This window comes from Salinispora mooreana, from assembly GCF_000379065.1.
GTDB lineage: Bacteria > Actinomycetota > Actinomycetes > Mycobacteriales > Micromonosporaceae > Micromonospora > Micromonospora mooreana.
The window spans coordinates 5,062,366-5,077,024 of the sequence record NZ_KB900614.1 but is presented as its reverse complement, the minus strand read 5'-3'; the positions used below and the strand labels follow the sequence as shown (position 1 = coordinate 5,077,024).

14 protein-coding genes are annotated in these 14,659 nt (G+C 72.1%); 10 read left to right on the top strand and 4 right to left on the bottom strand.

Going from position 1 to position 14,659, the window contains the following annotated elements; translation table 11 throughout:
• Positions 1–12: 12 nt before the first annotated feature.
• Positions 13–987 (bottom strand): dTDP-glucose 4,6-dehydratase, encoded by a 975-nt coding sequence (rfbB, locus tag SALPAC6_RS0124465; protein ID WP_018255938.1) that lies wholly within the window; start codon positions 985–987, stop codon positions 13–15.
• A 115-nt stretch (positions 988–1,102) separates the two neighbouring features.
• Between rfbB and pafA the strand changes: the two genes are divergently transcribed.
• A complete protein-coding gene (pafA, locus tag SALPAC6_RS0124460) occupies positions 1,103–2,461 on the top strand; it encodes a Pup--protein ligase (protein WP_018255937.1) in 1,359 nt (452 codons plus the stop codon).
• A gap of 55 nt (positions 2,462–2,516) precedes the next feature.
• Entirely contained in the window at positions 2,517–2,702 is a 186-nt protein-coding gene (locus tag SALPAC6_RS0124455) for a hypothetical protein (protein ID WP_018255936.1), read from the top strand.
• Between the two features lie 7 nt (positions 2,703–2,709).
• Here the strand turns inward: SALPAC6_RS0124455 and SALPAC6_RS0124450 are convergent, their stop codons facing one another.
• Positions 2,710–3,795 carry a DUF3866 family protein gene (locus tag SALPAC6_RS0124450; RefSeq protein WP_018255935.1) on the bottom strand — a complete coding sequence of 362 codons (1,086 nt, stop codon included), beginning with the start codon at positions 3,793–3,795 and terminating at the stop codon, positions 2,710–2,712.
• A gap of 160 nt (positions 3,796–3,955) precedes the next feature.
• On the opposite strand from SALPAC6_RS0124450, the gene SALPAC6_RS0124445 reads away from it, so the two are divergent.
• The 6 genes from SALPAC6_RS0124445 (at position 3,956) to SALPAC6_RS0124420 (ending at position 8,661) form a co-directional block, all read left to right on the top strand.
• Positions 3,956–4,948 (top strand): helix-turn-helix transcriptional regulator, encoded by a 993-nt coding sequence (locus tag SALPAC6_RS0124445; protein WP_018255934.1) that lies wholly within the window; start codon positions 3,956–3,958, stop codon positions 4,946–4,948.
• Positions 4,945–5,955, top strand: a complete 1,011-nt coding sequence (locus SALPAC6_RS0124440) for a helix-turn-helix transcriptional regulator (protein ID WP_018255933.1) — start codon at positions 4,945–4,947, stop codon at positions 5,953–5,955. The genes SALPAC6_RS0124445 and SALPAC6_RS0124440 overlap by 4 nt, the downstream gene beginning before the upstream one ends.
• 10 nt (positions 5,956–5,965) lie before the next feature.
• Positions 5,966–6,208 carry a hypothetical protein gene (locus tag SALPAC6_RS0124435; protein WP_018255932.1) on the top strand — a complete coding sequence of 81 codons (243 nt, stop codon included), beginning with the start codon at positions 5,966–5,968 and terminating at the stop codon, positions 6,206–6,208.
• 184 nt (positions 6,209–6,392) lie between these two features.
• Positions 6,393–6,698: a Sec-independent protein translocase subunit TatA gene (tatA, locus tag SALPAC6_RS0124430; RefSeq protein WP_018255931.1), complete on the top strand. Its 306-nt coding sequence runs from the start codon at positions 6,393–6,395 to the stop codon at positions 6,696–6,698.
• Positions 6,699–6,716: 18 nt separating this feature from the next.
• Positions 6,717–7,667, top strand: a complete 951-nt coding sequence (gene tatC, locus SALPAC6_RS0124425) for a twin-arginine translocase subunit TatC (RefSeq protein ID WP_026190042.1) — start codon at positions 6,717–6,719, stop codon at positions 7,665–7,667.
• A gap of 73 nt (positions 7,668–7,740) precedes the next feature.
• A complete protein-coding gene (locus SALPAC6_RS0124420; protein WP_026190041.1) occupies positions 7,741–8,661 on the top strand; it encodes a diacylglycerol kinase family protein in 921 nt (306 codons plus the stop codon).
• 67 nt (positions 8,662–8,728) lie between these two features.
• Here the strand turns inward: SALPAC6_RS0124420 and SALPAC6_RS0124415 are convergent, their stop codons facing one another.
• Positions 8,729–9,490, bottom strand: coding sequence for an HAD family hydrolase (locus tag SALPAC6_RS0124415; RefSeq protein WP_026190040.1), 762 nt, complete (start codon positions 9,488–9,490; stop codon positions 8,729–8,731).
• A gap of 88 nt (positions 9,491–9,578) precedes the next feature.
• Here SALPAC6_RS0124415 and SALPAC6_RS0124410 point away from each other — a divergent pair, with 88 nt between their 5' ends.
• Entirely contained in the window at positions 9,579–12,347 is a 2,769-nt protein-coding gene (locus tag SALPAC6_RS0124410; RefSeq protein WP_018255927.1) for a DEAD/DEAH box helicase, read from the top strand.
• A 70-nt stretch (positions 12,348–12,417) separates the two neighbouring features.
• Here SALPAC6_RS0124410 and SALPAC6_RS0124405 read toward each other — a convergent pair whose 3' ends face one another.
• Positions 12,418–13,335 (bottom strand): 5'-3' exonuclease, encoded by a 918-nt coding sequence (locus SALPAC6_RS0124405; protein WP_018255926.1) that lies wholly within the window; start codon positions 13,333–13,335, stop codon positions 12,418–12,420.
• Between the two features lie 169 nt (positions 13,336–13,504).
• On the opposite strand from SALPAC6_RS0124405, the gene SALPAC6_RS0124400 reads away from it, so the two are divergent.
• Positions 13,505–14,647 (top strand): acyl-CoA dehydrogenase family protein, encoded by a 1,143-nt coding sequence (locus SALPAC6_RS0124400; protein ID WP_018255925.1) that lies wholly within the window; start codon positions 13,505–13,507, stop codon positions 14,645–14,647.
• Positions 14,648–14,659 lie beyond the last annotated feature (12 nt).

The window sequence follows — 14,659 nt, the reverse complement described above, 5'->3', positions numbered from 1 at the left end:
GATCTCGGCCGCTCAGGCCTTGATCAGCGGCTCCCACCAGGCCCGGTTCTCCCGGTACCAGTCGACGGTGGCGGCCAGACCCTGATCGAAGTCGACGGTGGGTTCCCAGCCGAGATCGCGCTGGGTTGCGGTGGTGTCGAGGGCGTACCGCCGGTCGTGGCCCTTTCGGTCCGCCACCGGTGTTACCCGGTCCCAACCGGCGCCGAACGCGGCGAGGAGTAAGCCGGTCAGGTCCCGGTTGGTCCGGGCGGTATCGCTGCCGAGGTGGTAGATCCCCCCAGCACGGCCGTTCCGTTGCGCGAGCGCTATCCCGTGACAGTGGTCGTCCACGTGTAGCCAGTTTCGGATGTCGCCGCCGTCGCCGTACAGCGGCAGGGTGTGCCCGTCGATCAGGTTGGTGACGAAGCGGGGGATCAGCTTCTCGGGGTGCTGGTAGGGGCCGTAGGTGTTGGTGCCCCGGGTGATGACCACGTCGAGTCCGTGGGTGCGGTGGTAGGAGAGGGTGAGCAGGTCGGCGGCGGCCTTGCTGGCCGAGTACGGCGAGCTGGGATTCAGCGGCGCGGAGGGGACCCACGAGCCCTGGTTGATAGAGCCGTACACCTCGTCGGTGGAGACGTGGAGAAGCCGCTCAACGCGGTGCCGCAGCGCGGCGTCGAGCAGGACGCCGGTGCCGCCCACGTTGGTGCCGACGAACGGGGCGGCGGAGGTGATGGAGCGGTCCACGTGGGATTCGGCGGCGAAGTGGACGATGACATCGTGTCCGGCGACGGTGGCGTCCACCAGCTCCACGTCGCAGACGTCGCCGTGGACGACGCGCAGGCGGGGGTCGTCGCGGACCGGGTCGAGACTGCCTTCGGTGCCGGCGTACGTCAATGAGTCAAGCACGGATACCCGGTCTGGCCGCAGGACGGATTCGGTGCCCTGGAGCAGCCGGCGCACATACGCCGAGCCGATGAAGCCGGCCCCGCCGGTGACGAGGACTTTCACGGCTTGCACCGTACCGTGGGGCAGGGGCGGTGCGGGTCGCATTCGGCGCTGGGCGGTCGGGGACGGGTGCGGTGAGCACTGCCCAGATGTCGCCTTGTGCGGCTAGTGTCGCATCATGGAGCGGCGAATCTTCGGCATCGAGACCGAGTACGGCGTCACCTGCACCTACCGTGGGCAGCGTCGGCTGTCCCCCGACGAGGTCGCGCGGTACCTGTTCCGGCGGGTGGTGTCGTGGGGCCGGTCGAGCAATGTCTTCCTGCGCAACGGTGCCCGGCTGTATCTGGACGTCGGCTCGCACCCGGAGTATGCGACGCCGGAGTGCGACTCGGTGGCGGACCTGGTGACGCACGACCGCGCTGGCGAGCGGATCCTGGAGGGGCTGCTCGTCGATGCGGAGAAGCGGCTGCACGATGAGGGCATCGCCGGCGAGATCTACCTGTTCAAGAACAACACCGACTCGGCGGGAAACTCGTACGGTTGCCATGAGAACTACCTCGTCTCCCGACATGGTGAGTTCGGCCGGCTGGCGGATGTGTTGATCCCGTTCCTGGTCACCCGACAGTTGATCTGTGGCGCGGGGAAGGTCCTCCAGACGCCACGGGGGGCCGTCTACTGCCTGTCGCAGCGGGCCGAGCACATCTGGGAGGGGGTCTCGTCGGCGACCACCCGGAGCCGGCCGATCATCAACACCCGGGACGAGCCGCACGCGGACGCTGAGCGGTACCGCCGGCTGCACGTGATCGTCGGCGACTCGAACATGAACGAGGTCACCACCCTGCTGAAGGTGGGTGCCGCGGACATTGTGCTCCGGATGATCGAGTCCGGGGTGGTGATGCGGGACCTGACGCTGGAGAACCCGATCCGGGCGATCCGCGAGGTGTCGCACGACATCACCGGACGGCGGAAGGTGCGGCTGGCTTCCGGAAAGGAGATCAGCGCGCTGGAGGTCCAGCAGGAGTATCTGGCGAAGGCCACGGAGTTCGTCGAGCGGCGCGGCGGCGATCAGACGGCGAAGCGGGTGGTGGAGCTCTGGGGTCGGGTACTGCGGGCGGTGGAGACCGGTGATCTGGAGCCGGTGGCCCGGGAGATCGACTGGGTGACCAAGCTGCGACTGATCGAGCGTTATCAGCGCAAGCATGAGTTGCCGTTGTCGCATCCGCGGGTGGCGCAGATGGATCTCGCCTACCACGACCTCCGTCGTGGCCGGGGCCTGTACGGCCTGCTGGAGCGGCGCGGCCAGGTGGACCGGGCGGCTACCGACCCGGAGATCTTCGAGGCGAAGGAGACGCCGCCGCAGACCACTCGGGCCCGGCTGCGGGGCGAGTTCATCCGGCATGCCCAGGAGAAGCGGCGGGATTTCACCGTCGACTGGGTGCACCTGAAGCTCAACGACCAGGCGCAGCGCACGGTGTTGTGCAAGGACCCCTTCCGGGCGTACGACGAGCGGGTGGAGCGGCTGATCGCCAGCATGTGAGCGCGCCGGGCGCGGGTGGGCCTACCCGGCGGTCGCCGGGTAGGCTGGCCACGCCATGATGTCAAGTCAACCGGGCGGTTCCGGCTCCCAGAAGCTGAGCTGGACCGAGCGCCGCCGCCAGAAGATTCGTGCCGAGATCGAGCGAAACCGTCGCGGAGAGTACACGGTGCCCACCTGGGTGCTGGCGCTCGCCCTGGCCGCGATTGTGGTGGCCTGGGCCATCCTGGTGATCATGGCCTGAACGGAGGTCAGCCGGCGAGCCGCGCGGCGTGCCGTCCCGCCGCCGCGGCGGCGAGGAAGTAGGCGTGGTCGGCATCCAGGCCGCGACCCATCGTCGACAGCGCTACTGGGCTGGACCGTAGCGCGGCGTCGAGGCCGGCTACCGGCACCCGGCGCACCTGGTGCCGGGCGGTGAGCGGGGCCAGGGCCGTCTCGACCGCAGTGGCCAGCGCCGGGTCGAGTTGGTCGGGCACGACCAACTCGGCGGGGGCCAGGGCTACCCGGCCGTACGCGGTCAGGCTGTGGTGGGAGACGCCGTGGTGTCGGGGGCGGGGATCCGCGGCGGAGATGCGCAGGGAACCGACCGGCCGCCCACCCAACGCGGCGATCGCGTTGACCGCCTCGCCGACCGCCACCCCGGAGAAGCCCCAGCGGGTGCCGGTGCCGAGGTTGCCGGGTCCCTGGGCGACGATGGCCAGGTCGGCGTGGAGCACATGCCGTGCGGCGAGCAGGCCGGAGTGCAGGGTGCTTGCCTCCAGATCGCCGCCGAACGCCTGCCCCACGCTGATGGTGCCGGCGAGGTGCCCGCGGAGCCCGGCGAGGGTGCGGGAGAACCAGGCTGGCAGCGCGCCGCCATCAGTGAGCAGGTACGCCACCCGTGCGTCGGGTGCGTCGGCGCGGATCCCGGCGAGCACCGCCGGGAGGGCGGAGTGCAGGTCGGCGGTGACCACGGGCAGGCCGTCCAGGTCGTCGGCGTCGGCCAGGGCCGCTCGGTGCGGGGACGCCTCCTCGTCGACGCCGAGCAGGATCGGCTGCAACGGGGTGTAGCGGGCTTTGACCAGGTGGCCCCCGGCGCGACTCTCCGCCGGTGCGGGCGGATCCGGTGGCAGCCGGTCCGGCAGGGCCACGACCAGGGCGTAGCCGCCGGTGCCGAGGCCCATCAGCAACGCGCCAGCGTTGAGTAGCACCCGGTCGCCGACGCGTGGTTGACCAACCAGTTCGGGGTAGGCGAGCGCGCGCATCGTCGAGTCGTCGGCGAGCGTGACGGCCAACTCGACCGCGCCGCTCCACTCCCGCCGGACCGCCGTTACCGTTCCCGACCGCCATCGCACCATGCGCGCGACGCTAGCGGTCGGGCCGGGCGGGTCCGGCGTCCGGGGTGCCATCGGGCGGCGCGACGGTCCGGCCGGGCCGGTCCGGTGACCAACCGGGGGGCGAGACGCGCGGGCTTGATAGGTACATTTGTTCGCCGGCATTGGCTGCTAGCGTCGTACCGTGTCGCGGACCCGTACCGAACGCCTGGTCAATCTGGTGATCTGTCTCCTGTCCACGCGACGGTTCCTGACCGCCGTGCAGATCGCCGCGACTGTGCCCGGCTACGAGCATGATCCGCACGACATGCGGGCCCACGAGGCGTTCCAACGCAAGTTTGAGCGGGACAAGGCCGAGCTGCGTGAGCTCGGCGTCCCGCTGGAGACCGGGACGGCCAGCGCCTTCGACGTCGAGCCGGGCTATCGCATCGCCCGCCGGCAGTATGCGCTGCCCGAGATCCCGCTCGAGCCGGACGAGGCCGCGGCGGTCGGTATCGCCGCCCGGCTGTGGCAGCATGCTGGGCTGGCCGCCGCCGCGTCGTCCGGGTTGGCGAAGCTGCGCGCTGCCGGCGTCGACGTGGACCCACAGGCCACGCTCGGGCTGGAGCCGATGGTGAGCGTGGATCCGGCCTTCGCGCCGCTGACCGCCGCGGCCCGGGACCGCCGCGAGGTGGCCTTCGACTACCGGGTCCCGGACCGGGACGAGCCCTCTGCCCGTCGGCTGCAGCCATGGGGGGTGGTCTGCTGGCGGGGCCGGTGGTATGTGGTGGGACACGACCTGGATCGGTCCGCGGCCCGCTGCTTCCGTCTCTCCCGGGTGGTGGGGGCGGTTCGGACAGTGGGCCCGTTGGGGGCGTACGAGCCGCCGGCCGAGGTGGACCTGATCAGCTATGTCGCTCGCTCGTCAGATCCGGCGGAGCGCACCGGCCGCGCCCGAGTGCTCGTCGCGCCCAACCGGGCTGCCGGGTTGCGCCGATGGGCGGCGGAGACGACCTCGGGCTCCACCGGTGACCAGCTCGTCCTGCCGTACGCGGATCCGGAGGCGCTCGCCGGTCAGCTCGTCGGATACGGCCCGGACGTGCGGGTGCTCGATCCACCGGAGGTGCGGGAGGCGGTCATCCAGCGACTCAAGGAGACCGTCGCGCGCCACGACGTCGGTGTCGGGGGTGCCCGGTGACCCGGTTTGTTCGGCCCGGATCCCGTACCTCCGCGGACCGGTTGGCGCGGCTGCTCAACCTGGTGCCCTTCCTGTTGGCCCGGCCCGGCATCGAGATCGCCGAGGCGGCGGGTGACCTGGGGGTGACCGAGCGGCAGCTGCGGGAGGATCTGGAGCTGCTCTGGGTGTGCGGGCTGCCGGGCTACGGCCCTGGGGATCTGATCGACATGGCCTTCGACGGCGACCGGGTGACGATCACCTACGACGCTGGCATCGATCGGCCGTTACGACTGACTCCCGACGAGGCCCTCGCGCTGGTCGTGGCGCTGCGCATGCTGGCGGAGACGCCGGGGGTGGCCAACCGGGAGGCGGTGGAGCGGGCCCTGGTCAAGATCGAAAATGCCGCGGGTGACCGGTTGGGTGCCCCGGTCGCGGTACGGCTGCCGGCGGACAACCACCGGGTGGCGGAGCTGCGGGCGGCGGTGGAGAGCGGCCGGGCGTTGCGGATCACCTACTACTCGGTGGGCCGGGACGAGACGATCGAGCGGACCGTTGACCCCCTGCGAATGCTCGTCATCGGCGGCCGGGCGTACGTGGAGGCCTGGTGCCGCCGGGCGGAGGGGATGCGGATGTTCCGGGTGGACCGGATCGACGCGGTGACCCGGTTGGACGAGCCGGCGCGGGTGCCGGCGCAGGCGGTGCCGCACGACGTCACCGGCGGTGTCTTCCGGCCCACGGCGGATCTGCCGCTGGTCACCCTGCGAATCGGTCGGAGCGAGCGGTGGATCACCGAGTACTACCCGTGTGAGCGGGTCGAGCCGGGTGATGGCGAGTGGTTGGTCTCGCTCCGGGTCACCGACCTGGGCTGGGCCCGCCGCTTCGTGTTGGGCCTGGGACCGGAGGTCACCGTGGTGGCGCCGGCGGAGCTGGCCGCACAGGTGCATGCCGCGGCGACCGCAGCCCTGGCGGCGTACGCCACGCCGCCGCCGGGCGCGGCGGGCATACCTGGCGGCGACGCGGGCCGGTAGGCTGAGCGCCGTGGTGTGGATCGTGGTCGCGCTGGTGGTGCTCCCCTTCGTGCTGCTCGGGCTGGCCGTGCGGCCGGTGTTGAACCGGCTGCGTCGGCTGCGTCGGGCGGCGGTGGCGTTGCAACGCCACGCGGACGAGGCTGCGGCGCTCCAGACGACCGCGGCGGCGCTGCAGGCGCGGGCCGAAGGGTTGCAGGAACGGCTGGCGACCACCCAGCAGTGGGCCGCCGCAGTTCGGTCCCGCCGCCGGTAGCCAACCGTCACCCACCCACGGCGGCCCGGGCCGGGGCGAAGCGGCCTGCCGGGGACATCCGCGATTGGCCGAGATTTCACCCGGCTGGAACGGTCCCGTAGCGCCCACCGGATGGCAACGCCGCCGGACGCACGTACGATGGCTGCGACACCACCTGCCCGACACCGAGAGACCGGAGCTTCCCATGGGTGCCCTAAGGCCGTGGCACATCGCCGTACTCGTGGTCGTGCTGATCCTGCTCTTCGGCGCGAAGCGGCTCCCTGACGCGGCCCGCTCGCTGGGCCGTTCGCTGCGGATCATCAAGGCCGAGACGAAGAGCCTGCACGACGACGACCGTGACCTGGCCGAGAAGGCCGATGCCCAGGCGGGCTACCAGCCGTTGCCGCCGCAGGTTCAGCAGGGGCAGCCGTATCCCCAGCAGCCGCCCTACCCGGCCCCGCCGCAGCAGCAGCCGGTCGTTGACCCGGTGCAGCGCACCCGCGACAGCTGATCGAGGGGCCCGACCACCGTGGCCTTCGCCCTGCGTAAACGCGGCCCGAGTAGCTTCCAACGGGCCTCGGAAGGCTCGATGACGCTGGTCGAGCACGTCCGCGAGCTGCGTAACCGGCTGTTCAAGGCGTCGCTGGCGATCCTGATCGGCTTCGGCGTCGGCCTCTGGCTCGCCGGGCCGGTGCGCGGCATCCTGCAGCGGCCCTACTGCGAGCTTCCCCAGGCGCAGACCACCGACGGCGCCTGCGACTTCGTGCAGCTCGGTCCCGCTGACCTGTTCCTGCTCAACCTCAAGATCGGTCTGTGGGTGGGGCTGATCCTCGCCGCGCCGGTCTGGCTGTACCAGCTGTGGGCCTTCATCGCCCCCGGCCTACACAAGCACGAGCGGCGCTACGCGTACGCCTTCACCGCGCTCGCGGCGCCGCTGTTCGCCGCCGGCACGGTGCTGGCGTACTTCGTGACCTCCAAGGGCCTGGAGTTCCTGCTGCAGGTCTCCGGCCCCGAGATCAATACCACCCTCGACATCACCCGGTACATCTCGTTCGTCACCAACCTGATCCTGCTGTTCGGGGTGGCGTTCGAGTTCCCGCTGATCGTGTTGATGCTCAACTTCGTCGGCGTTGCCAGCGCGAAGCGGTTGCTGGGCTGGTGGCGGGTGGCGGTGTTCGTGTTCTTCGCCTTCGCGGCGGTGGTCACGCCAACGCCCGACCCGTTTGGAATGACCGCGTTGGCGTTGTGCCTGTGCGCCCTCTACTTCGCGGCCGTCGGTGTCGCGTTCCTCAACGACAAGCGTCGGGGCCGCGGTAAGGAGAGCTACGCCGGCCTCGCCGACGACGAGGCGTCGCCGCTGGCGGAGGGGAGTGACCCGGTCGAGGCGAGCGCCCCGGTGGGAGCGCCGGAGTCGATCGCGGAGCCGGAGCCGGTCGCCAAGCCCGCGCCGGTCGAGCGCCGCTACGACGACATGACCTGACACTGCTGCGCCTGCCCGCCGGCGGTGCCGGGTGGGGGTGCGGTCCCGCTCCCGTCCCGGTACGGTGCACGCCGTGACCGCAGTCGATTTTACCGGTACCGGTCGTCCGGTCGCCGTCCTGGCCAACCCGAGTGCCAGCCGGGGGCGCCACCGCGGGCTGCTGCCCACTGTGGTGCACCGGCTGGCGGCCGGCGGGCACCCGGTGCGGGTGCTTGCGGCGCGGACTCCGGCGCAGGCCGAGGCGGCCTGTCGCGTGGCGGTGGCCGACGGCGCGGCGGCGCTGGTCGCGGTCGGCGGTGACGGCACCGCGCACCTGGCGCTACAGGCGGTGGCGGGCACTTCAGTGCCGTTCGCGGTGGTGCCGGCGGGGACCGGGAACGACTTCGCCGGTGACACCGGCTTCCCGGCCGACCCCCTCGCCGCGGCCGACGCGATCGCCGCCGCGCTGCGGCACGGCTGCTCCCATCCGATCGACCTGGCCCACACCACTGCGGCCGACGGCACGCAGCGGTGGTACGGGGCGGTGCTCGCCGCCGGCATTGACGCGATCATCAATGAGCGGGCCAACCGGATGCGGTGGCCCCGTGGCCCGCGCCGCTATGACCTGGCGATCCTGGTGGAGCTGGCCCGGCTGCGGCCCCGCCGTTACACGTTGCGCCTGGATGGCGTGACCCACGAGCTGGACGCCGTGCTGGTGGCGGTCGGCAACTGCGCCCGCTACGGCGGTGGGATGCGGATCTGCCCCGCCGCGGACCCGACCGACGGGCTGCTCGACGTCGTGGTCGGCGGGCGGTTCAACCGGCGGACGCTGCTGCGGATCAAACGCCGCATCTATCCGGGGACGCACGTTGACCACCCGTTGGTGTGTAGCTTCCGGGCGCGGACGGTGGAGGTGACCGCCGCGGGCATCACCGGTTACGCCGACGGGGAGCCGCTGGCCGAACTGCCGATGACGATCACCGCGGCCCCGGCGGCGGTGCGGCTGCTGCGCTGATCACCGGTCAGCCCGGCCCGAGGTCCAACACCGCGTCGAGCTGCCCGGTCAGCTCGGCTCAGCGAGCTCAGCCCGGCACGGCCAGGTCCAGCACCGCGCCGAGCCCGTTGGGCCGGCCCGCCTCGCCGGGCGGGAGCACCAGCACCGCGCAGCCGGCCGCCACCGCGCCCGCGTCGGCGGGGGTGTCCCCGACCATGAGCACCCGTTCCGGGTCAACGGCCAGCGTCCCGCAGGCGTGCAGGAAGATGCCCGGGTCGGGCTTGCAGCGCCCCACCTCGTACGACAGCACGTACCCGTCCACCAGGTCGGCGAGTCCCCAGGCGGCAAAGAGCGGCCGGATGTCGAAGCCGATGTTGCTGACCACACCCACCCGCACCCCGGCGGCGCGCAGCGCGGCCAGGGTGGGGGCGGTGTCCGGGTACGGCACCCATCCCTGGGGCACCAGCAACCGTTCGTAGAGCGCGTCGGCGAGCCCCTCGATTCCGGCGTCGATCGTCGCCGCGAGTCCGGTGTACGCGCCGCGATGCGCATGCGGGTAGAGGTCCCGGTCGGCCCAGAGTTCGGCCAGCGCGGGCGGGACCCGTTGGGGCAGCGGCCCCCCGGCCCGGCCGGCGGTGAGGAGCCGGTCGGCGAGGGCGGTGGCGCGGATCCGGTCCAGCGTGGTGCCACAGGCGGCAGCCGCCGCGGTCACCCAGGCGGTGGCCTCCTCCACCTGCGCGAGCGTGCCGTGGAAGTCGAAGAGCACCGCTTCCACGGGCCGGCGGGATGCCGTCGGGGTAACAGCACGACCCGGGGCGGTTGTCGGGGCGGGTTCGGTACGGTCCGGCACGCCGTGCACCCTACCGACCGCCCCGGACGGCTGCGGATGGGACGGCCTCGTGGGGCGTCCCGGCGCGGCACGCACTAATCTTGGTCCCATGTCGAGTCCCGCCGAGCGGTACGCCGCGGCACGCCGCCGGGCCGCACAGGCCCCCCTGTCCCCGGCGTTGGACGAGTTCGCCCTCGACCTCGGTGTCGACCTCGACGACTTCCAGCGGGAGGCGTGCCAGGCGTTGGAGCGCGGCAGCGGGGTCCTGGTCTGCGCCCCCACCGGCGCCGGCAAGACGGTCGTCGGCGAGTTCGCCGTCCACCTGGCGCTGCGGGGTGGGACCTCGGCCGACGCGGGGCGCCGCAAGTGCTTCTACACCACCCCGATCAAGGCGTTGTCAAATCAGAAGTACCACGATCTCGTTGACCGGCACGGCGCCGACCAGGTTGGGCTGCTCACCGGTGACAACGCGATCAACGGTGATGCTCCGGTGGTGGTGATGACCACCGAGGTACTGCGCAACATGCTCTACGCCGGCTCCGCGACGCTGCAGGGGCTGGCGTACGTGGTGATGGATGAGGTGCACTACCTCGCCGACCGGTTCCGCGGTGGCGTGTGGGAGGAGGTGATCATTCACCTGCCCGCCTCGGTCACGCTGGTGTCGCTGTCGGCGACGGTGTCCAACGCGGAGGAGTTTGCCGACTGGCTGGTCACCGTGCGTGGCGAGACCGAGGTCGTGGTCAGTGAGCACCGGCCGGTGCCGTTGTGGCAACACATGCTGGTTGGCCGGCGGATGTTCGACCTGTTCCACGACGCCGACGCCGCGCGCAAGCACGATGTGCATCCGGAGTTGCTGCGCTATACCCGGGACACGCTGCGCCGCCTCGAGTTGGGGGAGGGGCGCGGTGGCGGCCCGGGAGGTCGGCGTGGGCCGCGCTGGCGGGGGCCGATGCGCCCGGACATCGTTGACCGGCTCGACCGGGAAGGGTTGCTGCCGGCGATCCTGTTTGTCTTCAGCCGCGCCGGCTGCGACGCGGCGGTGCAGCAGTGTCTCGCCGCCGGGCTGCGGCTTACCGGCCCGGAAGAGCGGGCCGAGATCCGTCGGGTGGTGGAGAGCCGGATCACCACAATCCCCGGCGAGGACCTGTCGGTGCTCGGCTACTGGGACTGGCTGGACGGGTTGGAGCGGGGTCTCGCCGCACACCATGCCGGCATGCTGCCGGCGTTCAAGGAGGTCGTCGAGGAGCTGTTCGTCCGCGGGCTGGTGAAGGCGGTGTTTGCCACCGAGACCCTCGCGCTGGGCATCAACATGCCGGCCCGCTGCGTGGTGTTGGAACGCCTGGTCAAGTACAACGGCGAGGCGCACGTGGACCTGACGCCCGGCGAGTACACGCAGCTCACCGGCCGCGCCGGTCGCCGCGGCATCGACGTGGAGGGGCACGCCGTGGTGGTCTGGTCCCCGGAGACCGACCCGCGGCACGTGGCCGGTCTGGCATCCACCCGTACGTACCCGCTGCGGTCGAGTTTCCGGCCGTCGTACAACATGGCCGTCAACCTGGTCGGCAGCGTGGGCGCGGAGCCGGCCCGGGCGTTGCTGGAGTCCTCGTTCGCGCAGTTCCAGGCGGACCGGTCGGTGGTCGGGCTGGCGCGGCAGGTCCAGCGCAACACCGAGACGGTCCAGGCGTACGGCGCGGAGGCAGCCTGCCAGCACGGTGACTTCGACGCCTACTTCGCGCTCCGGGTGGCGATCGCCGACCGGGAGCGGGAGCTGGCCCGGCAGGGGCAGAGCCAGCGCAAGGCGGCGGCGGTCGTCTCGCTGGAGCGGCTGCGGGTCGGCGACGTGATCCGGGTGCCGTCCGGCCGGCGAGCTGGCCTTGCGGTGGTGCTGGACCCGGCGGCCGCCGGCTTCGGGGAGCCCCGTCCGCTGGTGCTGACCCAGGACCGCTGGGCGGGCCGGGTGGGCCCGGGTGACTTCACCACCCCGGCGGAGGTGCTCACCCGGATTCGGGTGCCCAAACACTTCAACCACCGCTCCCCGGCCGCGCGCCGGGACCTGGCCGCCGCGGTCAACGGCACCGGGTTGAACCGGCACGGCAGCCGGCGGGGCGGCCGGTCGCGGCGCGGTGCTGGGGAGGACGACCGGCTCGTGCAGCTCCGCGCCGAGCTGCGCCGTCACCCGTGCCACGCCTGCCCGGAACGGGAGGAGCACGCCCGCTGGGCGGAGCGTCGCCGCCGGCTGGAGAAGGACACCGCGGAGCTGCGGCAGCGGGTGGCCGGCCGAACGGGTTCCCTGGCCCGCACCTTCGACCGGATCGTGGCGCTGCTGACGGCCCGTGGCTACCTTGCCGTTGACGGGGGCGTCACCGACGCCGGTCGGATGTTGAGCCGGATCTGGACAGAGGCGGACCTGCTGGTCGCCGAGTGCCTGCGTCGTGGCGTGTGGAATGGGCTCAGCCCGGCCGAGTTGGCGGCGGCGGTGTCGGTGGTGGTCTTCGAGGCCCGCCGGGACGTTGACGAGCGCGCCTCGCTGCCGCGTGGTGCGGTGGCGACGGCGGTTGACGAGACGTTGAAGCTGTGGGGGGAGATCGAGGCCGACGAGGCGGCACAGGGGCTGACTGTGACGCGGGAGCCGGATCTCGGCTTCGCCTGGCCGGTCTACCGTTGGGCCCGCGGGGAGCCTCTCGCGAAGGTCCTCGTCAGCGGCCACATCGACGGCGAGATGCCGGCTGGCGACTTCGTCCGCTGGGCCCGGCAGGTGGTTGACCTGCTCGGTCAGCTGGCCGAATCCGGCGGTGCCTCGGCCGAGCTGCGCAGCACCGCGCGGCAGGCCATTGTCGCGGTGAACCGCGGGGTGCTCTCCTATCAGGCCACCGCCTGACGGCGTACGTCTCGTCTGGCACCGCAGCGGTCCCGGCACCGCGTGCGCGGTGCCGGGAGGGCGGCGGCGGTCAGTCGGCGCGGTGGGCCAGGGCGTCAACCAGGCGCCGGACGGCGCTGGCGAGGTTCCACCGCTCGGCGAGGTCGAGCAGCCGATCGGGGTCGGCCGGTGCGGCTGGCAGGTCGGTGGGCAGGGCGGGTAGCGGCACATCGAGGGCGACCCGGACCACCGCCGGAGCGACGGCCAGGTAGTCCCGCGCGGCGATGAGTTTCGTCCGGAGCCCCGGCGCGAAACCGGCGTCCGGATCGTCCAGAGCGGCGAGCACACCAGCGATGTCGCCGTGTCGGTCAACGAGCCGGGCCGCGGTCTTCTCGCCGACGCCGGGCACCCCCGGCAGGCCGTCGCTGGGGTCACCGCGCAGCGCAGCGAAGTCGGCGTAGCGGGCGGCGGGCACCCCGTATCGGGCCTGGACCGCAGCGTCGTCGCAGTCTGCCAGCTTCGCCACCCCCCGCCCGATGTAGAGCAGCCGCACCCCACGAGCGTCATCGACCAGCTGGAACAGGTCGCGGTCACCGGAGACCACCTCGACCGGGCCCGGCTGGGTGACCGAGAGGGTGCCGAGCACGTCGTCGGCCTCGTAGCCGGTGGCGCCGACGGTGGTGATGCCGAGCGCGTCGAGCACGTCGAGGATCACCGGGACCTGCGGACTCAGCGTGTCGGGGACCACCTCACCCCCCTCCGGCGCCACCCGGTGCGCCTTGTACGAGGGCAGGAGGGTCACCCGCCACTGGGGTCGCCAGTCGTGGTCCATCGCGCACACCATCCGGCCCGGCCGGCGGGTACGGACCAGGCTCGCCAGCATGTCGAGGAAGCCGCGGACGGCGTTGACCGGTTGGCCCTCGGGACCGACGGCGGCCGACTCCGGAATGCCGAAGTATGCCCGGAAGTAGAGGCTGGGCGCGTCCACGAGCATGAGCGGGGCTGGCATGCCCACAGCCTGGCACACCGCACCGACGTCGGCGTGGACGCTGACAGCGGGGGACCGGCCGATGGTGCCCGCTGCGCGTTCCGGTGCCGTGGCGGCGGGGCGAGCCGAACGACCGTTAAGCTGGTGGGTGCGACGGCTCAACCCCACCCCCTACGGAGCTCATCAACCCATGACTGTCGACCGGATCCTCCCCACCGACGAGGCCCACGACCTGCTGGACCTGGCCACCGAGCTCGCCGACCGGGAGCTTGCGCCGAAGGCCGCCGACCACGAGGAGCGCGCCGAGTTCCCCCGGGAGGTGCTGCGCACCCTGGGCCGGTCGGGCCTGCTCGGCTTGCCGTACGCGGAGGAGTACGGGGGCGCTGCCCAGCCGTACGAGGTGTACCTGCAGGTGTTGGAGGTCCTGGCCAGCCGCTGGCTCGCGGTCGCCGAGGCGATCAGCGTCCACACCCTGTCCTGCTTCCCGCTCGCCGAGTACGGCACGACGCAACAGCGGAAGCTGCTGCCCGAACTGATCGGTGGGGAGCTGCTGGGCGCATACTGCCTCTCCGAGCCGCAGGGCGGTTCGGATGCCGCCAGTCTGACCACCCGGGCGGTCCTCGACGGCGACAAGTACGTCGTCTCCGGCACGAAGGCGTGGATCACGCACGCTCACGTGGCCGACTTCTACAACATCTTCTGCCGTACCGGTGGTGCCGGGGCCTCGGGTATCTCCTGCCTGCTCGCGGACCGGGACCTGCCCGGGATCGAGCCACAGCTGCCGGAGCGCACGATGGGGCTGCACGCTTCCCCGGTGGCGCAGGTCGTCTTCGACGGCACGCGAGTGCCGGCGGAGCGGCTGATCGGCGGGGAGGGCAAGGGCTTCCGCATCGCGATGTCCGCGCTGGACTCGGGCCGGCTGGGGATCGCGGCCTGCGCGGTTGGCCTGGCCCAGGCGGCGCTGGACTACGCGGTCGGATATGCCCGGGAGCGGCAGCAGTTCGGCCGGGCGATCGTCGACTTCCAGGGGCTGGGATTCCTGCTCGCCGATGCCGCCACCCAGATATCGGCGGCCCGGGCGCTGATGCTGGCGGCGGCACGGCTGCGAGACGCCGGCCGGCCGTACTCGATCGAGGCGGCGAAGGCGAAGCTGTTCGCCACCGATGTGGCGATGCGGGTGACCACCGACGCGGTGCAGGTGCTGGGCGGCGCGGGCTACGTCGCTGATCACCCGGTGGAGCGGTACATGCGTGAGGCGAAAGTACTCCAGATCGTTGAGGGGACCAACCAGATCCAGCGGCTGGTGATCTCCCGCGCGCTGGCGAAGGGCTGACGGAGGGGCGGG

Excerpts from the sequence above, each read along its gene's own strand:
- pafA (WP_018255937.1), top strand. The coding sequence starts at position 1,103 with ATGGAGCGGCGAATCTTCGGCATCGAGACCGAGTACGGCGTCACCTGC.
- SALPAC6_RS0124455 (WP_018255936.1), top strand. The coding sequence starts at position 2,517 with ATGATGTCAAGTCAACCGGGCGGTTCCGGCTCCCAGAAGCTGAGCTGG.
- SALPAC6_RS0124450 (WP_018255935.1), bottom strand. The coding sequence starts at position 3,795 with ATGGTGCGATGGCGGTCGGGAACGGTAACGGCGGTCCGGCGGGAGTGG.
- tatA (WP_018255931.1), top strand. The coding sequence starts at position 6,393 with ATGGGTGCCCTAAGGCCGTGGCACATCGCCGTACTCGTGGTCGTGCTG.
- SALPAC6_RS0124410 (WP_018255927.1), top strand. The coding sequence starts at position 9,579 with ATGTCGAGTCCCGCCGAGCGGTACGCCGCGGCACGCCGCCGGGCCGCA.
- SALPAC6_RS0124405 (WP_018255926.1), bottom strand. The coding sequence starts at position 13,335 with ATGCCAGCCCCGCTCATGCTCGTGGACGCGCCCAGCCTCTACTTCCGG.
- SALPAC6_RS0124400 (WP_018255925.1), top strand. The coding sequence starts at position 13,505 with ATGACTGTCGACCGGATCCTCCCCACCGACGAGGCCCACGACCTGCTG.